Raw genomic sequence first — 14,843 nt, 5'->3', positions numbered from 1 at the left:
AAGGTCGGCGTGCTCTGCCTGGCCCCGGAAGAGGGCCTGGGCGTCCGCGACCACGAACTGCGCGAGAAGCACCTGCCCGCCATCAACCGCTTCCGCGAACTGCCGGCCGGCTAGCACCCCCCGGACGTTTTCGACCCAGCACACGAGAAGTGGCCCCGGCGCGCGGTACACCGCACGCCGGGGCCACTGCCGTCAAGGGGTCAGTGGGCGTCGCCCTCCGGCCTGGCCCGGCGGCGGCCGGCGAGCCAGACGTAGACCAGGATGCCGGCGAAGAGGAAGAGGACGCCCTGGTAGACGGCGGCGTAGCCGGCGCCGGCGAGCAGCCAGATCGAGAAGGCGAAGGCGCCGAGGCCGAGGACGGCGTCGCGGACCAGGTGGGGGGTGTCGACCTTGTCGGTCGCGCCGCGGACCAGCCAGTAGAGCTGGGCGGCGGTGGAGAGCAGGTACGGGACGGTGGCGGTGAAGGTGGTGACCAGGACCAGCATGTCGAACGCGCCCTTGGCGCCGCTGGCGAAGTTGAGGACGGTCAGCACCGAGGCCAGGGCGACACTGACGATCACACCGAAGGTCGGTACGCCGCGCTTCTCCTTGCCGAAAGCGGCCGGGAACAGGCCGTCCTTGGCGGCCGCGTACGGCGCCTGGGCGGCCAGCAGGGTCCAGCCGTTGAGCGCGCCGGTCATCGAGACGAGCGCGGCGACGGCGATCACCGTGCCGCCCCAGGAGCCGCCGAACATGGCGTTCACGGCGTCCGAGAAGGGCGCGGCGGAGTGGATCAGCTGCTCGTGGGCGACGGTGCCGAACACGGCGACGGTGCCCAGCAGGTAGACCACGGCCGCGCCGGCGGTGCCGAGCACGCTGGCCCGGCCGACGTTGCGCTCCGGGTCACGGACCTGACCGGCGCTCATCGCGGCCGACTCCACGCCCAGGTAGCTGAACAGCAGGATCGCCGCGGCGGCGGTCATGCCGCCCATCCAGCCCTGGCCGTTGCCGTCGAAGGGCCCGAGGTTCTTCGGGTCGAGGAAGAACAGGCCGCCCACCGCGACCAGTGCCAGCGGGATGAACTTCAGGACGGTGGAAACGAGTTGGACCGCCCCGACGTACTTCGTGCCGGCCAGGTTGGCCAGCGCGGGCAGCCACTGGAAGGCCAGCGCGGCGGTGATCTCCAGCGCGGTGTTGTGGCCGACCGGCAGCAGCACGTCCAGGTAGCCGACGGCGGCGACGGCGAGCGCGGCGTTGCTGACCCAGGTGGTGATCCAGTACGACCAGGCCGACAGGAAGCCGGCGAAGTCCCCGAAGGCCTCGCGGGCGTAGACGTACGGCCCGCCGGTGCGCGGGTTGCGGCGGGCCAGCTGCCCGAAGACCAGGGCCAGCGCGATCGCGCCCACGGTGAGGACGACGAAGGCGAGCAGGCTGACCGTCCCGTACGGCGCCACGGCGGCCGGGATCATGAAGATGCCGCCGCCGATGATGTTGCCCATCACCAGGGCGGTGGCGGTCGGCAGCCCGAAGCGGCCGTTCTTCGAGGGTCTCGCATCGACCGAGGCCGGGGTTCGCGGGTCGCTCGGTCGGGTCGCCTGCCGGGGTTCGGCGGGGCTGGTCTGCATGAGGGTGGTGCGCCTTTCGTGGTCCTGCTCGCGCTCGGTGGAGCGACCGTTCATGCTCGGACCGGGCGGTACCTTGCACCAAATCGATGGGATTTGTTCGTCCAGCCCGCCGGATCACCGCAAGACTTACGGCCGTACGCCGGTCGGACGGGCACTCGTCCGGTGCCCCTCGTGAGGCCGTTCGACCCGGAATGGGGTGGTTCGGCCGGGCGGGGGAGATGTGTCACCCGGATGCCCCAGCGCGGTTGCGGCGCGCGCCAGCTGGTGCGGGTTCGTGTGCCAACGTTGGCGCGGCGCCTCCCCGTGGGGCGCGGCCCGGTCCGCCTGGCGGTCGAACTGGCCGTTCGGAGAGGCGGGTTGAGGGACAGAGACGAACCAGACGAACCAAAAGGACATCAGATGTCGCTTCGTGGGAAGATCCGCAAGCTCGCCGTGATCACCGTCGTGACGGGTGCCGCCATCGCGGCCGCGCCGACCTCGGCGATGGCGGGGGGCCACCAGATGTCGGAGGAGTCGTCCGCGCTGAGCCTGGAGTCCGGCTCCGCGGGGGTCGGCCTGTTCGGCCCGCACGCCCACTGGTTCAACCTCCACGAGCACAGCGACAGCGAGAGCGACTGCGACTGCTGATCCCGCTGAACTCCGAGCCCGGAGGCCGCCCGTCGGCCCCCGGGCTCACGGCTGTCGTTCGAGCCTCCCCTCGCCCCGGCCGACCGGCGGCGTCAGAGGGCGACCGGCGGCTTCAGGCCCGGACCGCCGCCCGTGCGCGCAGTTCCTTCAGCACCGCGATGTCCAGCGCGTGCCCGGTGCCGTCCCCGCCGTGCTTGCGGTCCGGGGTCTCCACCAGCAGCGGCACCCCGGCCGTCTCCGGGTGCTCGAACAGCTCCCGGAACGGCTCCGCGCCGATCATCCCCGCACCGATGTTGGCGTGCCGGTCCTTGCGCGCGCCGACCACGTCCTCCGAGTCGTTGGCGTGGATCAGCCGCAGCCGGCCGGGACCGGCGGCCGAGGCCAGCGCGTCCAGCGCGGCCGTCACCCCGCCGGGTACGGCCAGGTCGTGCCCGGCGGCGAAGGCGTGGCAGGTGTCCAGGCAGACGCCCACCTTGGGGTGCCCGTCCAGCGCCTCCACGTACTCGGCCAGCTCCTCCAGCCGGGAGCAGAGCGAGCTGCCCTGACCGGCGGTGGGCTCCAGCAGCAGCCGGGGCGCGTCCTCGCCGAGCGCGTCCAGTTCGTCCAGCAGCGGCCGGACGTCCGCCCGGACCTGGGCCATCGCCTCGGCCCGGCGGGAGCCGCCGCCGGGCGCCGTACCGACCGCCGAGCCGGTGTGCAGGACGACGCCGAGCGCGCCGATCGCGTGGCCGCGGCGCAGCGAGTGCCGCAGCGAGTCCGCCGAGCGCTCACGGGTGGTCGGATTGTCCGATCCGAAGTTGATCAGGTACGGCGCGTGCACCCACGCCGGGATGCCCTGCTCGGCACAGGCGGTGCGGAACTCCTCGTCCTGCGCCGGAGTGCCCGGGGGAGTGGCCCAGCCGCGCGGGTTGGCCACGAACACCTGCACCGTCTCCGCGCCGACCTTCCGCGCGTACGCCAGTCCCGTTCCGGCCAGGCCGCGGGCGGCCACCGGGACGTGGGCGCCGATCGGGTTGCGGACGGTGGCGGCGGACGGTACGGACGCGGTGCTCATGACCCCGAGGATGTCACGGGCCCGGACCGGGCCGGTTCGCGGCCCGACCTCCCGGCGGTCATGCACGCCACGCCGGAGCGTCCCACCGGTGGCCGACGCCCCGTCAGTCCCGCAGCCCAGCCCTGGTGGCGGGCTCACCCGGGCGCCCGTACCGTCGATTCGGCCGTACCCACCGAACGTCACCACCCGCACACACCGCGTCAGACGCACCACGTCGGACCAGCTCCCCGAGGTCCCGCGAGCACCCGCACCCGCACCCCGCCCCCACCACGCGCGCCGAAAGACAGGTCACCACTCATGCCCACGCGTCGGGTCCACCACCTCGCCGCGGCCACCGCCGCCGCCACCGCCCTGACCACCGTCCTCGCCACCCTGGCCGCCGCCCCGGCGGCCCACGCCGCCGACGGCGCCCTGCACCTCGTCCAGCCGGGCGAATCGATTCAGCGGGCCGTCGACGCCGCGAAGCCCGGCGACACCGTCCAGCTGCTCCCGGGCACCTACCGCGGCAGCGTCCGCATCGCCACCCCCGGCCTGACCCTGCGCGGAGCCGGCCCCCTCAGCGTGATCACCCCCGGGGACGGTACGGAGAACGCCTGCGCCACCGCCGGGCACGGCGTCTGCGTGGTCGGCACCGAGCAGGCCCCGCTGTCCGGCGTCACCATCGAGTCCCTCGCCGTCACCGGCTTCCGCAAGAACGGCATCGACGCCAGTGGCACCACCGGCCTGACCGTCCGCGCCACCTACGTCCACGACAACGCCCAGCAGGGCATCAGCCAGGAGATCTCCACCAAGGCCACCATCATCGGCAACCGCTCGATCGACAACGGCCAGTCCGGCGTCTTCCTCGCCAACTACGCCTACCGCGAGGGCGGCGCGCCCGACACCGGGGGCACCGTCGTCCAGGGCAACGAGCTCACCGGGAACCGGGTCGGCGTCACCGTCCGCCGGCTGCGCGTGCTGACCGTCGAGGGCAACGAGATCAGCGGCAACTGCGCCGGCGTCTTCGTGGTCGGCGACGAGGGCGTGCCCCGCGCCGGAGACCTGGATGTCCGGCACAACCGGGTGGTCGCCAACAACAAGTTCTGCCCGGCCAACCCGCGGCTGGGTGTCGTCCAGGGCGCCGGCATCGTGCTCACCGGCACCGAGGACACCCGGGTGACCGACAACGAGGTCCACGACAACGTCGGCACCTCGGACTTCTCCGGCGGCATCGTCCTGTTCAAGAGCGTCGTCGGCATCCCCAACACCCGGGCGACCATCGCCGACAACCACCTGAGCGGCAACGGCCCGGTCGACCTCGCCGACCGCGACACCGGCACCGACAACTCCTACAGCCGCAACACCTGCTCGCTCTCCCAGCCGTCCGGCCGCTGCTGAGCCCCGCACACCCGAGCGCCCGCCGACCCGAGCCCCACACACCCACAGGGACCGCCCATGACCACCGCACCCACCAACGCCACCCCACAGGCCGCGATGCGCCTGCGCGAGCTCGTCTTCGGCGCCGCCTGCGCCGCCGCCGTCCGCGCGGCCGCCCGGCTCGGCCTCGCCGACGCGCTCGGCGACACCCCGGCCGGCGTCACCGAACTCGCGGACAGGCTCGACACCGAACCCCGCCAGCTGCGCCGCCTGCTGCGCGCGCTCACCTGCTACGGGATCTTCGCCGAGACCTCCGAGGACCGCTTCGAGCACACCGAGATGTCCCGCCTGCTGCGCGAGGACGCCCCCAACTCGCTGCGCTACATCTCCCTCTGGTGCACCGAGCCGTGGACCTGGGAGGCCTGGCCGAAGCTGGACGAGGCGGTCCGCTCCGGGCGCAACGTCTTCCCCGACCTGTTCGGCAAGGAGTTCTTCGACTACCTGCACAGCGACGCGGGCGACTCGGCCAAGGTCTTCGACAAGGCGATGACCACCTCCAGCCGGCAGTCCGCCCAGGACTTCGCCGACTACCTGGACCTCACCGGTATCGACTCGGTCGCGGACATCGGCGGCGGCCAGGGCCACGTGCTGGTCAGCCTGCTGGAGAAGCACCCGGCCCTGCACGGCACCCTGCTCGACCTGCCCAAGGTGGTGGCCGGCGCCGACCCCCGACTGCGGGACGGCGGGGCCTTCTCCACCCGCGCCAGCCTGGTGCCGGGCGACTGCCGGGTGGAGATCCCGGTCCGCGCCGACCTCTACATCATCAAGAACATCCTGGAGTGGGACGACGAGAGCACCCGCCGCACCCTCGCCAACGTCGTCGCCGTGGCCCGCCCCGGCGCCCGGGTCGTCGTGGTGGAGAACCTGGTCGACAACAGCCCGTCGATGCGCTTCACCACCGCGATGGACCTGATGCTGATGCTCAACGTCGGCGGCGCCAAGCACTCCGAGGAGAGCATGGTCGGCCTGATGGCGGAGGCCGGCCTGGACGTCACAGCTGTCCGCCCGGTCAACCCCTACCTGCACGCCTTCGAGTCCGTCGTCCGCGGCTGACCCGAAACCGCGACGGCCGCTGCTCCCCGACTCTCCGGGGAGCAGCGGCCGTCGGTCCTGCCGGTGGGCCCGCGCGCTCGGGCCCTGTGTGCTCAGGCCCTGTGCGCTCAGGCCTTGTGCGAGGACTCCAGGTGGGCGAAGACCACCACGTTGTTCAGGTAGTCCTTCCGTTTCTTGTCGTAGGCGCCGCCGCAGGTGATCAGCCGCAGTTGGGCGTCCGGGGTCTTCCCGTACACCTTCTGGTCCGGGAAGGCGTTCTTGGCGAAGGTCTCCACCGAGTCGACGGAGAACACCGCGACCGTGCCGTCCGCCCGGCTCACCTCGACCTTGTTGCCCGGCCGCAACAGGTTCAGGAGCAGGAACACCGCCGGGCCCTTGGTGGTGTCGACGTGGCCGGCGACGACCGCGCTGCCGCGCTCGCCAGGGGTGACCCCGTCCCGGTACCAGCCGACCAGGTTCTTGTCGTCCGGCGGCGGGGCGTTGAGCTGGCCGGCCGGGTTGAGGGTGAGTTCGGTGAACGGCGCGTTCACCGCGATCTGCGGGATCCGCAGCCGGGTCGGCTTGGACGGCTTCAGCGCCGCCGCGGCCGGGGCGGCCGCCGGGGCGCCCTTCGAGGCCGTGGTGGCGGACGCCGACGGCGCCGGGGCGGCGGGTGCGGCGGGTGCGGCGGCCGCCGGCCGGGCGGCCTGGCCGGCGGCCGAGTCGCCGCTCGGCCGGGGGGCCACCGAGTTGTAGATCAGCAGCAGGCCGACCGCTGCCGCTCCCATCGCCGTGCGTAGCAGCCGGGGCATTCCGGAGCCGGGACCGCCCGTCATTCCTGTCCTCCGCTCGAAGTTCCGCTGGAACCACCGGAACCGTCTGGGCCTGTTCCGCAATGACCCGCCGCCCCCGTGCGCCCCGCCCCGGCCGGGGGAGGCGCCCAGAGGCGGCGGTGGCAGGCTCAGACGGCGGCGGCGCCGGACGTGCGGCGGCCGCGGCGCAGCGCGTAGGCGCCGGCCCCGAGGCCGCCGAGCAGCAGCACCGCGCCGGAGGCCAGGCCGCCGCCGGACATCGCCATACCGCCACCGCCGGTGTGCACGCCGCCGTGCGGGGACTTGTGGTCCTCACCCCGGCCTTCGTTACCCCGGCCTTCGTTACCCCGGCCTTCGTTACCGCGGCCTTCGTTACCGCGGCCTTCGTTACCGTGGCCTTCGTTACCGTGGCCTTCGTTACCGCGGCCTTCATTGCCTTGGCCTTCGTTACCGCGGCCTTCGTTACCGCGGCCTTCATTGCCGCGGCCTTCATTGCCTTGGCCTTCGTTACCGCGGCCTTCATTGCCTCGGCCTTCGGATCCCCGGTCGGACTTCTCCTGCCAGGTGAGGTTCTTGCCCAGGTCGGAGGAGCCGTCGGCGAAGGCCATGGGGGCGCCGGCGGTGAGGACGGCCGCTACGGCCGCCCCGGCGAGGAGCGTGCGTGCAGAACGCATGAGGTTGATCCTTCCGGCGCGGGGGCCGCGACCGCCGACGGGGTGCCGGGCAAGAGGGCTCGCGGGCAATGGCGCCTGATCCACCGTCAACCACCGAGAGGCCGCCTGCCACCGGAGCGTGGCGGCGTCGGTACTGACTGTGCGCCCTTCGGGTGGAGTCCCGGGAAAGTTCACCCGGGTGCCTCGGCGATTCGGGTGAATCCGTGCGGGTGCGGGGTGGTACCGCCTGGGCCCGCCCTCGGCGCACGGCCGGGGGCGGGCCCACAGTGAGAGCAGCGGGGAGCGGGAGGTCAGCGCTCCCAGCGGTAGAACTCGCGCGCCATCGCGTCCTTCGGCTCGCGCCAGGTGGCCGGGTCGTAGGCCTGGACGAAGGCGGTCAGGCGGTCGCTGACGGCCCGGAACTCCGGGTGGCCGATGACCTTGGCGACGGCCGGGCCCGGCGGGCGGTCGGCCTCGATCAGGTGCAGGTAGACGTCGCCGAACTGGAAGAGGCTGCGGCCGGTGACGCCGATCAGGTGCGGCAGTTCGCCGCGGTCGGAGTCGGCGAACACCTCGGCGATGTCCGGGGCCGCCTCGGGCTTCATCCGGGCGACGATCAGGGCGCGGTGGGTTCCGGTCATTGCTCGGCCGCCCGCTTCTCGACCTTCTCGCGGATCAGCTGCATCTGGATCCGGGAGTTCTTGTTGATGTGGTTGACCATGCCCTTGTCGTCGACCGGGGCGGTGGGCTTCATCGCGAAGTCCTGGATCCAGCGCATCCTGGTGCCGGCCGGGACCTCCGCGTACTCCCAGCGGATCTCCATGAACTCGAACGGGCCGGGCTCGACCCGGCGGGCGTTGACCGCGAGCGAGGACTTGTCGGTGGTGCGTTCGGAGACCCAGCTCCACACCATGCCGTTCTCGTCCGGGTGCATGGTGAGCCGGAACCGCACCCGGTCGCCGTCACGCTCCAGCACCTCCACCGAGGCGTACTCGGTGAACAGCTGTGGCCAGTTCTCCAGGTCGTTGGTCATCTCCCAGACCAGGTCGAGCGGGGCGTTGATGACGATCTCGTTGTCGGTGTGTCCGGGCATCTCAGGCACCAGCCTTCGTGACGAGGGAAGTGTTGACCAGGTCCATGAACTCGGCCGGGGTCTTGGCGGACTCGGCGCCGGAGGTGACCTTGAGGCCGTGCAGGTTCTCCAGCTCGCCGACGACGCCGAGCAGTCCGAGCGAGTCGACGCCGAACTCCTCGAACTGCGCGCCCGGCTGCTCCAGGTCGCCGGGGTCGACGGTGACGCCGGCCCGGGCCTGGAGCAGGGCGGCCAGCTCGGGATAGCTGAGGTTGTTGCTCACGTGGTTTCCCTTCGGAGGAGTAACGGGGTGGTTCAGGACCGGGAGGCCAGACCCGGTTCGGACCCGAGGTTCGGGGCCGAGGTTCAGGGCAGCTCCCCGCGCCGGATCACCAGTGCGGAGTTGGAGCCCATCAGCCCGCGGCTGAGCACCAGCGCGGTGCGCAGCTCGGCCGGGCGGGCGTGGTCGGTCACCAGGGCGAGGTCGTGGCAGACCTCGGTGACGTTGGGGGTGGGCGGCAGCACGCCGTCCTCCATGGCCAGTACGGCGGCGGCCACGTCCAGCATCGGGGCGCCGCAGTAGGCCCGCCCCGTGCCGGACTTGGGCGCGGTGACCGGGACGCGCTCGGCGTCCGGGCCGAGCGCGTCGGCCAGCGCGAGGACCTCGGCCCGGTCGGCGGCGGGGATGCCGAGGGCGTCCGCGAAGACCACGTCGATCTCCTCGGGCGCCGCCCGGGCCTCGTCCAGCGCGATCCGGATCGCGGCGGCCAGCCCGTTCCGGGACTCCTCCCAGCGGGAGGCCCCGGTGAAGGTGGCGCCGTGCCCGGCCAGGTACGCCCGGATGGTGGCGCCGCGCCGCCGGGCCGACTGCTCGTCCTCCAGCAGCAGCATCGCGCCGCCCTCGGCGGGGGCGAAGCCGCAGGCCTGCGCGGTGAACGGCAGGTAGGCCGCGTCGGGCTGGTCGGACAGGCTCAGTTCGGGGTAGCCGAGCTGGCAGACCATCGAGTACGGCGCCAGCGGGGCCTCGGCGGCGCCGACCACCACCGCGTCGGTACCGCGCTCGATGGAGCGGGCGGCGTGCGCGAGGGCGTCCAGGCCGCCGGCCTCGTCGCTGGCGACCACCCCGCACGGGCCCTTGTAGCCGCCGCGGATCGAGATCTGGCCGGTGCTGGCCGCGTAGAACCAGGCGATGGACTGGTACGGGCCGACGAACTTCGGCCCCTGGCCCCAGAGTTGCTGGAGCTCGCGCTGGCCGAACTCGCCGCCGCCGGAGCCGGCCGCGGTCACCACGCCGACCGCGAAGGGCTGTTCGGGGTCGGGCCGGAATCCGGCGTCCGCCACCGCCAGGTCGGCGGCGGCCATCGCGTAGTGCGTGAACCGGTCGGTCTGCACGAGGAAGCGACTGTCGATCACCGACCGGGGGTCGAACTGCCGTACCTCACCCGCGACTTTGAGCGGTATCTCGGTGCAGCCCTCGCGGGATATCCGGTCGAGGACGCTCACGCCCTGCCTGGTGGCCTTCCAGAAGGCGTCGGCCCCGACACCGTTCGGTGCCACCACACCGAGGCCGGTGACCACGGCCCGGCGGCCCTGCTGACGTGACGTCATGGAATTCACCCCGTTCTGTTGAGCACGACGGCGGACTGGAATCCGCCGAATCCGCTGCCGACCGAGAGGATGTGGCTCAGTGGCAGCTCGCGCGCGGTGCGCGGCACGTAGTCGAGGTCGCACTCCGGGTCCGGAGTCTCGTAGTTGGCGGTCGGCGGCACCACGCCGTGGGAGAGCGCCAGGGTGCAGGCGACCACCTCGATGGCGCCGATCGCGCCGAGCGAGTGCCCGACCATCGACTTGATCGAGCTCATCGGTGTCCCGAGGGCGTGGCTGCCGAGCGAGCGCTTGACCGCGGCGGTCTCATGCCGGTCGTTCTGCTTGGTGCCCGAGCCGTGCGCGTTGACGTAGTCGACGTCGGTGCGGTTGACCCGGGCGTGGTCGAGCGCGTGGTCGATCGCCCGGGACATCTCCAGCCCCTCCTTGGTGAGGCCGGTCATGTGGTACGCGTTGCCGAAGGTGGCGAAGCCGCCGACCTCGCCGTAGATCCGCGCGCCGCGGCGGCGGGCGTGCTCCAGCTCCTCCAGCACCAGGACGGCGCCGCCCTCGCCGAGGACGAAGCCGTCCCGGTGGGCGTCGAAGGGGCGGGAGGCGTGCTCCGGGTCGTCGTTGCGCTCGCTGGTGGCCTTGATGGCGTCGAAGCAGGCGACGGTGATCGGCGAGATCGGGGAGTCGGAGGCACCGGCCACGCAGATGTCGGCGCGCCCCTCCTCGACCGCCTGGAAGCCGTAGCCGATCGCGTCCAGGCCGGAGGTGCAGCCGGTGGAGACGGTCTGCACCGGGCCGTGCGCGCCGACCCGCTCGGCGACCGTGGAGGCCAGCGTGCTGGGCGCGAAGGCCCGGTGCAGCTGCGGCTCGGCCCGCCGGTGGTCCACGTCCCAACGCGCGCCGCCGGCGCTGACCATGGCGTAGTCGTGCTCCAGCCGGGTGGTGCCGCCGACGGCGGTGCCGAGCGAGACGGCGATCCGCCACGGGTTCTCGGCGGCCAGGTCCAGCCCGGCGTCGGCGATCGCCTCGTCGGCCGCGACCATCGCGAACTGCACGTAGCGGTCGTCCCGTCGGACCTGCTCGGGGGTCAGCCCGTGGGCCGCCGGGTCGAAGTCGCACTCGGCCGCGATCCGGGACCGGAATCCGGTGGGGTCGAACAGGGTGATGCCTCGGGTGGCGGTACGGCCGGCCGTCAGGAGGTCCCAGAAGGCGGGGATCCCGATCCCTCCGGGCGCGACCACACCTATTCCCGTGACGGCGACCCGCCGGGTCACGAGGCCACCTTGGCGTGTTCCGGCGGGCCGGAGGCGGCGGTCTCCTCGGTGCTCACGTGGCCGAGGTCGGGGCGCGGGGCGAGCGGGCCGCAGTGGAAGACCATCCGGGCCTCGGTGTCGCCGACGTTGCGGAAGCGGTGGCGCATGTTGATCGGGATCATCAGGCCCTGGTCGGGCTTGAGCGACCGGGTCTCCCCGTCCAGGTCCACCTCCAGGTCGCCGGAGACGACGAACACGAACTCCTCGGAGTACGGGTGGTAGTGCTCGTTGATCCGCTCCCCGGGCTTGAGGATGGCCAGGCCCATGAAGCCGCTGGTCGCCCCGCAGCTGGGAGGGGTGAGCATGGTGCGCAGCTCGGCGCCGTGGCGGCGGTTCTCCGGAGCCTCGTCGACGTTGATGATCCGCGGGTACTGCGTGGTCATGATGGAACTCCTCCGGGTCAGTCGCTCTGTGAACTGCGGTCGGTGACCGGGCTCATGGTGCGGGCGGCGAGGAACGCGCTCAGTCCCGCGACGGTGCGCAGGTCGCCTGTCAGGCCGAGGTCCAGCAGCCCGGCCAGCTCGGCGGCCTCCTGATCGCCCGCCACACCCAGCGCGGCCGCCGGCTCGGCCTCGGCCGGCACCCGCAGGTCGACCAGTCGCACCACGGTGTCCTCGCGCTGGAACACGATGGCCGCCGCGACCGGGCCAGTCGGGTCGGCGGTGGCGAGGTTGTCGTGGTCGAAGAGCAGCTCGGCGACGGCCCGGCCCTGGCCCGGGCGGACCGGGTACAGCACGGCGTGCCGGTGCAGCCGACCGGAGGCGGGGGAGCTGGCGATCGCCTGGTGCCTGGCGGGCAGCGACGCCTTGGCGAAGAAGGCGCGGGCGGCCATCGGGTCGCCCAGCTGGCGGGCCTCCTCCAGGTGCGGGTTGAGCTCCGCCTCGACCGCCCGCACCTCGGGCTGCATCGCCACGTGGCGCAGCGCGTCGCCCAGGTTGCCGACCACCTCGACCGCCCGGACCACCCGGTTCCCGTGCATGAACAGCGAGGTGCGGCGCAGCCGGGTGTGCGCGTCCACCTCGGCCTTGGGCGAGGCGTAGCCGGCCAGGATGCGGGCCACCTCGGCCTCGCTGCCGGGCTTGACGGTGAAGGTCAGCGCATGGCGGATCACGCCGTCCGGGCCCGGGTCGGCCTGCGGCGGGCCGACGTGCCCGGCGGGCTCGCTGCGCGGCAGCCCGGGCGGGACCTCCATCGGGGCCCGGGTGCCGGTGGAGCCGGCCGCCGAGGTCTCCCGCAGGACGGTGTAGCGCAGCGAGCGGAAGTTGTCGCTGACGCAGCCGTGCATCGGCTTGACCATCTCCCGGTGGGCCGGGCTCTCCACCCACTCCAGGAAGGTCTCCTGGTCCCTCCACTCGCTGGTGATCAGCCACTGGCGGGGGTCGTTGATCGACTGGCACAGCTGGTCGCTGACATGGCCGGGCACCGCCGCCACCTGGTGGCGTAGCTGTTCGTAGACGTCGAGGAATCGCTGCTGGGCGCCGTCCTGGAGCTCCAGCATCAGCACCACCCTCAACCGGGTGTCGGACTCTTCGTGCTGCTTCGGCTGCGGTTCGGACAGAGTTGTCATGATCCACTTTCTGCTCTGGGCCGCACGCTGCGGGCCGTGTCGGCCGCGTCCGGCGGGTGCTCCCGGCCTGGGCGAGGAAGGTGCGGTGGCGGTCGGCCCGGGGCAGTCGGCGCCAGGCCTGAGGTCGATCGTGAGCGGCCGACCGGGTGCGGCGCGAGATTTGCGGGCCATCCGGGCGAAGGGGTGGCACAGTCCCCCTCCGGCGGGGGATGGAAGAGCGGGGCCCCCGGTTGAGCGGGCCCGTCGAGGGCGGCGCCGAGCCCAGTAGCCGGGCCGCGGAATCCCCTGACAGGGTGGAGCAATCGATGAATCCGAAGGTTGACGACCGGGTGCCGGTCCTGATCGTGGGCGGGTCCCTGGTCGGGCTGTCGGCCTCGCTGTTCCTCGGCCGGTTGGGTGTCAGGCACCTGCTGGTCGAGAAGCACGCCGACACCTCGCATCACCCGCGCGGGCGAGGCAACAACGTCCGCACGATGGAGCTGTACCGGGGGGCCGGGATCGAGTCGGCGATCCGCGAGGCGGCCTCGGTACTGGCTCCCAACCACGGCATCCTCCAGGCGCCCTCACTGACCGGCGCGGAGCAGGAGTGGCTGTTCCGGGAGATCGACCCGGGCGGGCGGCTGGCCCGGTTCAGTCCCAGCTCGTGGTGCCTGTGCAGCCAGAACGACCTGGAGCCGGTGCTGTTGCGGGCGGCCCGCGAGCTGGGCGGCGACGTGCGGTTCAGCACCGAGCTGGTCTCCTTCGAGCAGGACGCGGGCGGCGTGACCTCGGTGCTGCGCAGCCGGGAGACCGGCGACGAGCGGGTGGTGCGCTCGGAGTACCTGATCGCGGCGGACGGCCCGCGCAGCCCGGTCCGCGAGAGCCTGGGCATCGGCCGGACCGGCAAGGGCGAGCTGTTCCACAACGTCAGCATCACCTTCCGCGCCAAGCGGCTGGCCGAGGTGGTCGGCGACCGGCACTTCATCGCCTGCTACCTGACCAACCCGGAGGCGGACGGCGCGCTGCTGCCGGTGGACAACCGGACGGAGTGGGTCTTCCACGCGCCCTGGCACCCGGAGCACGGCGAGCCGCTGGAGGCCTTCACCGACGAGCGCTGCGAGCGGCACATCCGCACCGCCGTCGGCCTGCCGGAACTGGACGTCGAGGTGACCGGCAAGGCGCCCTGGCACGCCGCCGAACGGGTGGCCGAGCGGTACGGCGCCGGGCGGGTCTTCCTCGCCGGGGACTCGGCCCACGAGATGTCCCCGACCGGTGCCTTCGGCTCCAACACCGGCATCCAGGACGCCCACAACCTGGCCTGGAAGCTCGCCGCCGTCCTGTGCGGCTGGGCCGGGCCCGGCCTGTTGGAGACGTACGGGCAGGAGCGCCTCCCGGTCGCCCGGGTGACCAGCGAGCGCGCCTCGGCCCGTTCCGCCGAGCACAGCCACCCCGGCTACGCGGTGGTCCCGGGCGCCGGCCGCCAGGCCGGGGTGCTGGCGGTGGCGCTCGGCTACCGCTACCCGCGGGGCGCGGTGCTCGGCACCGACCCGTCCGGCGCGGTCGTCCCGGAGCAGTTCGAGTCGGCCGGCGAGCCGGGCAGCCGTGCCCCGCACCAGTGGCTGCTGCGCGCGGGCGTGCGGCTGTCCACGCTGGACCTGTACGAGCAGGCGATGGTGCTGCTCACCGGCCCCGGGGGCGCGGCCTGGCAGCAGGGCGCCCGGCGGGCGGCCGACGGGCTGGCCGTCCCGCTGGACGGCTACCGGATCGGCGACGGTGCCGAGGACGACCTGGCCCCGGAGCAGGGCGCGGACTTCGCCGCCCTGCACGGCATCGGCCCGGACGGCGCACTGCTGGTGCGCCCGGACGGCTTCGTCGCCTGGCGCTCGCCCGGCCCGGTCGACGACCCGGAGGCCGAGGTCGCGGCGGCGCTGCGGGCGGTGCTGAGCCTCTAGGCCCTGATCCCACGGAACCGGGGGACAGCCCCTGGGCATGCGGACGGGGGCGGGGGGGGGGGGGGGGGCCCGCCGGGGCCCGGCGGGGGGGGGGGGGGGTAGGGTGGCCCCCCCCCGCCCCCCCACCAACCAGGCGCCCAACCCCCCCCAAAAACCACGCGGGCGG

At 73.1% G+C, this 14,843-nt stretch carries 15 protein-coding genes; 4 read left to right on the top strand and 11 right to left on the bottom strand.

Features of this window, described 5'->3' with window-relative positions; all coding sequences use genetic code 11:
• Positions 1-200 precede the first annotated feature (200 nt).
• On the bottom strand, positions 201-1,604 hold the full coding sequence (locus ACGF12_RS36630; protein WP_393040339.1) for an amino acid permease: 1,404 nt from the start codon (positions 1,602-1,604) through the stop codon (positions 201-203).
• 399 nt (positions 1,605-2,003) lie between these two features.
• Here ACGF12_RS36630 and ACGF12_RS36625 point away from each other — a divergent pair, with 399 nt between their 5' ends.
• Complete coding sequence (locus ACGF12_RS36625; protein WP_393040336.1) at positions 2,004-2,231, top strand: hypothetical protein; 228 nt, start codon at positions 2,004-2,006, stop codon at positions 2,229-2,231.
• A gap of 112 nt (positions 2,232-2,343) precedes the next feature.
• Here ACGF12_RS36625 and ACGF12_RS36620 read toward each other — a convergent pair whose 3' ends face one another.
• The gene (locus ACGF12_RS36620) at positions 2,344-3,285 is read right to left on the bottom strand and encodes a deoxyribonuclease IV (RefSeq protein WP_393040333.1); all 942 of its coding nucleotides are present in this window, start codon (positions 3,283-3,285) and stop codon (positions 2,344-2,346) included.
• A 297-nt stretch (positions 3,286-3,582) separates the two neighbouring features.
• Here ACGF12_RS36620 and ACGF12_RS36615 point away from each other — a divergent pair, with 297 nt between their 5' ends.
• Both ACGF12_RS36615 and ACGF12_RS36610 read left to right on the top strand, forming a co-directional pair.
• On the top strand, positions 3,583-4,662 hold the full coding sequence (locus ACGF12_RS36615; protein WP_393040330.1) for a nitrous oxide reductase family maturation protein NosD: 1,080 nt from the start codon (positions 3,583-3,585) through the stop codon (positions 4,660-4,662).
• Positions 4,663-4,719: 57 nt separating this feature from the next.
• Complete coding sequence (locus ACGF12_RS36610; RefSeq protein WP_393040327.1) at positions 4,720-5,754, top strand: methyltransferase; 1,035 nt, start codon at positions 4,720-4,722, stop codon at positions 5,752-5,754.
• A 107-nt stretch (positions 5,755-5,861) separates the two neighbouring features.
• On the opposite strand, the gene ACGF12_RS36605 is transcribed toward ACGF12_RS36610, so the two are convergent.
• The 9 genes from ACGF12_RS36605 to ACGF12_RS36565 form a co-directional block, all read right to left on the bottom strand.
• Positions 5,862-6,569: a class F sortase gene (locus ACGF12_RS36605; protein WP_393040324.1), complete on the bottom strand. Its 708-nt coding sequence runs from the start codon at positions 6,567-6,569 to the stop codon at positions 5,862-5,864.
• 125 nt (positions 6,570-6,694) lie between these two features.
• The gene (locus ACGF12_RS36600) at positions 6,695-7,219 is read right to left on the bottom strand and encodes a hypothetical protein (RefSeq protein ID WP_393040321.1); all 525 of its coding nucleotides are present in this window, start codon (positions 7,217-7,219) and stop codon (positions 6,695-6,697) included.
• 290 nt (positions 7,220-7,509) lie between these two features.
• Positions 7,510-7,839 (bottom strand): TcmI family type II polyketide cyclase, encoded by a 330-nt coding sequence (locus ACGF12_RS36595; protein WP_387627606.1) that lies wholly within the window; start codon positions 7,837-7,839, stop codon positions 7,510-7,512.
• Positions 7,836-8,291 carry an SRPBCC family protein gene (locus ACGF12_RS36590; protein WP_393040318.1) on the bottom strand — a complete coding sequence of 152 codons (456 nt, stop codon included), beginning with the start codon at positions 8,289-8,291 and terminating at the stop codon, positions 7,836-7,838. Before ACGF12_RS36590 ends, ACGF12_RS36595 begins: the two co-directional genes overlap by 4 nt.
• Before the next feature lies 1 nt (position 8,292).
• The gene (locus tag ACGF12_RS36585; RefSeq protein WP_393040315.1) at positions 8,293-8,553 is read right to left on the bottom strand and encodes an acyl carrier protein; all 261 of its coding nucleotides are present in this window, start codon (positions 8,551-8,553) and stop codon (positions 8,293-8,295) included.
• An 83-nt stretch (positions 8,554-8,636) separates the two neighbouring features.
• Positions 8,637-9,878: a ketosynthase chain-length factor gene (locus ACGF12_RS36580; protein WP_393040312.1), complete on the bottom strand. Its 1,242-nt coding sequence runs from the start codon at positions 9,876-9,878 to the stop codon at positions 8,637-8,639.
• 5 nt (positions 9,879-9,883) lie between these two features.
• Positions 9,884-11,140, bottom strand: a complete 1,257-nt coding sequence (locus tag ACGF12_RS36575) for a beta-ketoacyl-[acyl-carrier-protein] synthase family protein (protein WP_393040309.1) — start codon at positions 11,138-11,140, stop codon at positions 9,884-9,886.
• Positions 11,137-11,562: a cupin domain-containing protein gene (locus ACGF12_RS36570; RefSeq protein ID WP_393040306.1), complete on the bottom strand. Its 426-nt coding sequence runs from the start codon at positions 11,560-11,562 to the stop codon at positions 11,137-11,139. Before ACGF12_RS36570 ends, ACGF12_RS36575 begins: the two co-directional genes overlap by 4 nt.
• Before the next feature lie 17 nt (positions 11,563-11,579).
• Positions 11,580-12,746: a SchA/CurD-like domain-containing protein gene (locus ACGF12_RS36565; RefSeq protein ID WP_393040303.1), complete on the bottom strand. Its 1,167-nt coding sequence runs from the start codon at positions 12,744-12,746 to the stop codon at positions 11,580-11,582.
• A 209-nt stretch (positions 12,747-12,955) separates the two neighbouring features.
• Between ACGF12_RS36565 and ACGF12_RS36560 the strand changes: the two genes are divergently transcribed.
• Positions 12,956-14,677 (top strand): FAD-dependent oxidoreductase, encoded by a 1,722-nt coding sequence (locus ACGF12_RS36560; RefSeq protein WP_393040300.1) that lies wholly within the window; start codon positions 12,956-12,958, stop codon positions 14,675-14,677.
• Positions 14,678-14,843: the final 166 nt, after the last annotated feature.

It is taken from the genome of Kitasatospora sp. NPDC048296, from assembly GCF_043201815.1.
Taxonomy (GTDB): Bacteria; Actinomycetota; Actinomycetes; order Streptomycetales; family Streptomycetaceae; genus Kitasatospora.
Note: the sequence above shows the minus strand (reverse complement) of the source record. Positions and strands in the feature narration are given on the sequence as shown.

Coding starts and splice junctions, on each gene's coding strand:
- ACGF12_RS36630 (WP_393040339.1), bottom strand. CDS start 1,604: ATGCAGACCAGCCCCGCCGAACCCCGGCAGGCGACCCGACCGAGCGAC.
- ACGF12_RS36625 (WP_393040336.1), top strand. CDS start 2,004: ATGTCGCTTCGTGGGAAGATCCGCAAGCTCGCCGTGATCACCGTCGTG.
- ACGF12_RS36620 (WP_393040333.1), bottom strand. CDS start 3,285: ATGAGCACCGCGTCCGTACCGTCCGCCGCCACCGTCCGCAACCCGATC.
- ACGF12_RS36615 (WP_393040330.1), top strand. CDS start 3,583: ATGCCCACGCGTCGGGTCCACCACCTCGCCGCGGCCACCGCCGCCGCC.
- ACGF12_RS36610 (WP_393040327.1), top strand. CDS start 4,720: ATGACCACCGCACCCACCAACGCCACCCCACAGGCCGCGATGCGCCTG.
- ACGF12_RS36605 (WP_393040324.1), bottom strand. CDS start 6,569: ATGACGGGCGGTCCCGGCTCCGGAATGCCCCGGCTGCTACGCACGGCG.
- ACGF12_RS36600 (WP_393040321.1), bottom strand. CDS start 7,219: ATGCGTTCTGCACGCACGCTCCTCGCCGGGGCGGCCGTAGCGGCCGTC.
- ACGF12_RS36595 (WP_387627606.1), bottom strand. CDS start 7,839: ATGACCGGAACCCACCGCGCCCTGATCGTCGCCCGGATGAAGCCCGAG.
- ACGF12_RS36590 (WP_393040318.1), bottom strand. CDS start 8,291: ATGCCCGGACACACCGACAACGAGATCGTCATCAACGCCCCGCTCGAC.
- ACGF12_RS36580 (WP_393040312.1), bottom strand. CDS start 9,878: ATGACGTCACGTCAGCAGGGCCGCCGGGCCGTGGTCACCGGCCTCGGT.
- ACGF12_RS36570 (WP_393040306.1), bottom strand. CDS start 11,562: ATGACCACGCAGTACCCGCGGATCATCAACGTCGACGAGGCTCCGGAG.
- ACGF12_RS36565 (WP_393040303.1), bottom strand. CDS start 12,746: ATGACAACTCTGTCCGAACCGCAGCCGAAGCAGCACGAAGAGTCCGAC.
- ACGF12_RS36560 (WP_393040300.1), top strand. CDS start 12,956: ATGGAAGAGCGGGGCCCCCGGTTGAGCGGGCCCGTCGAGGGCGGCGCC.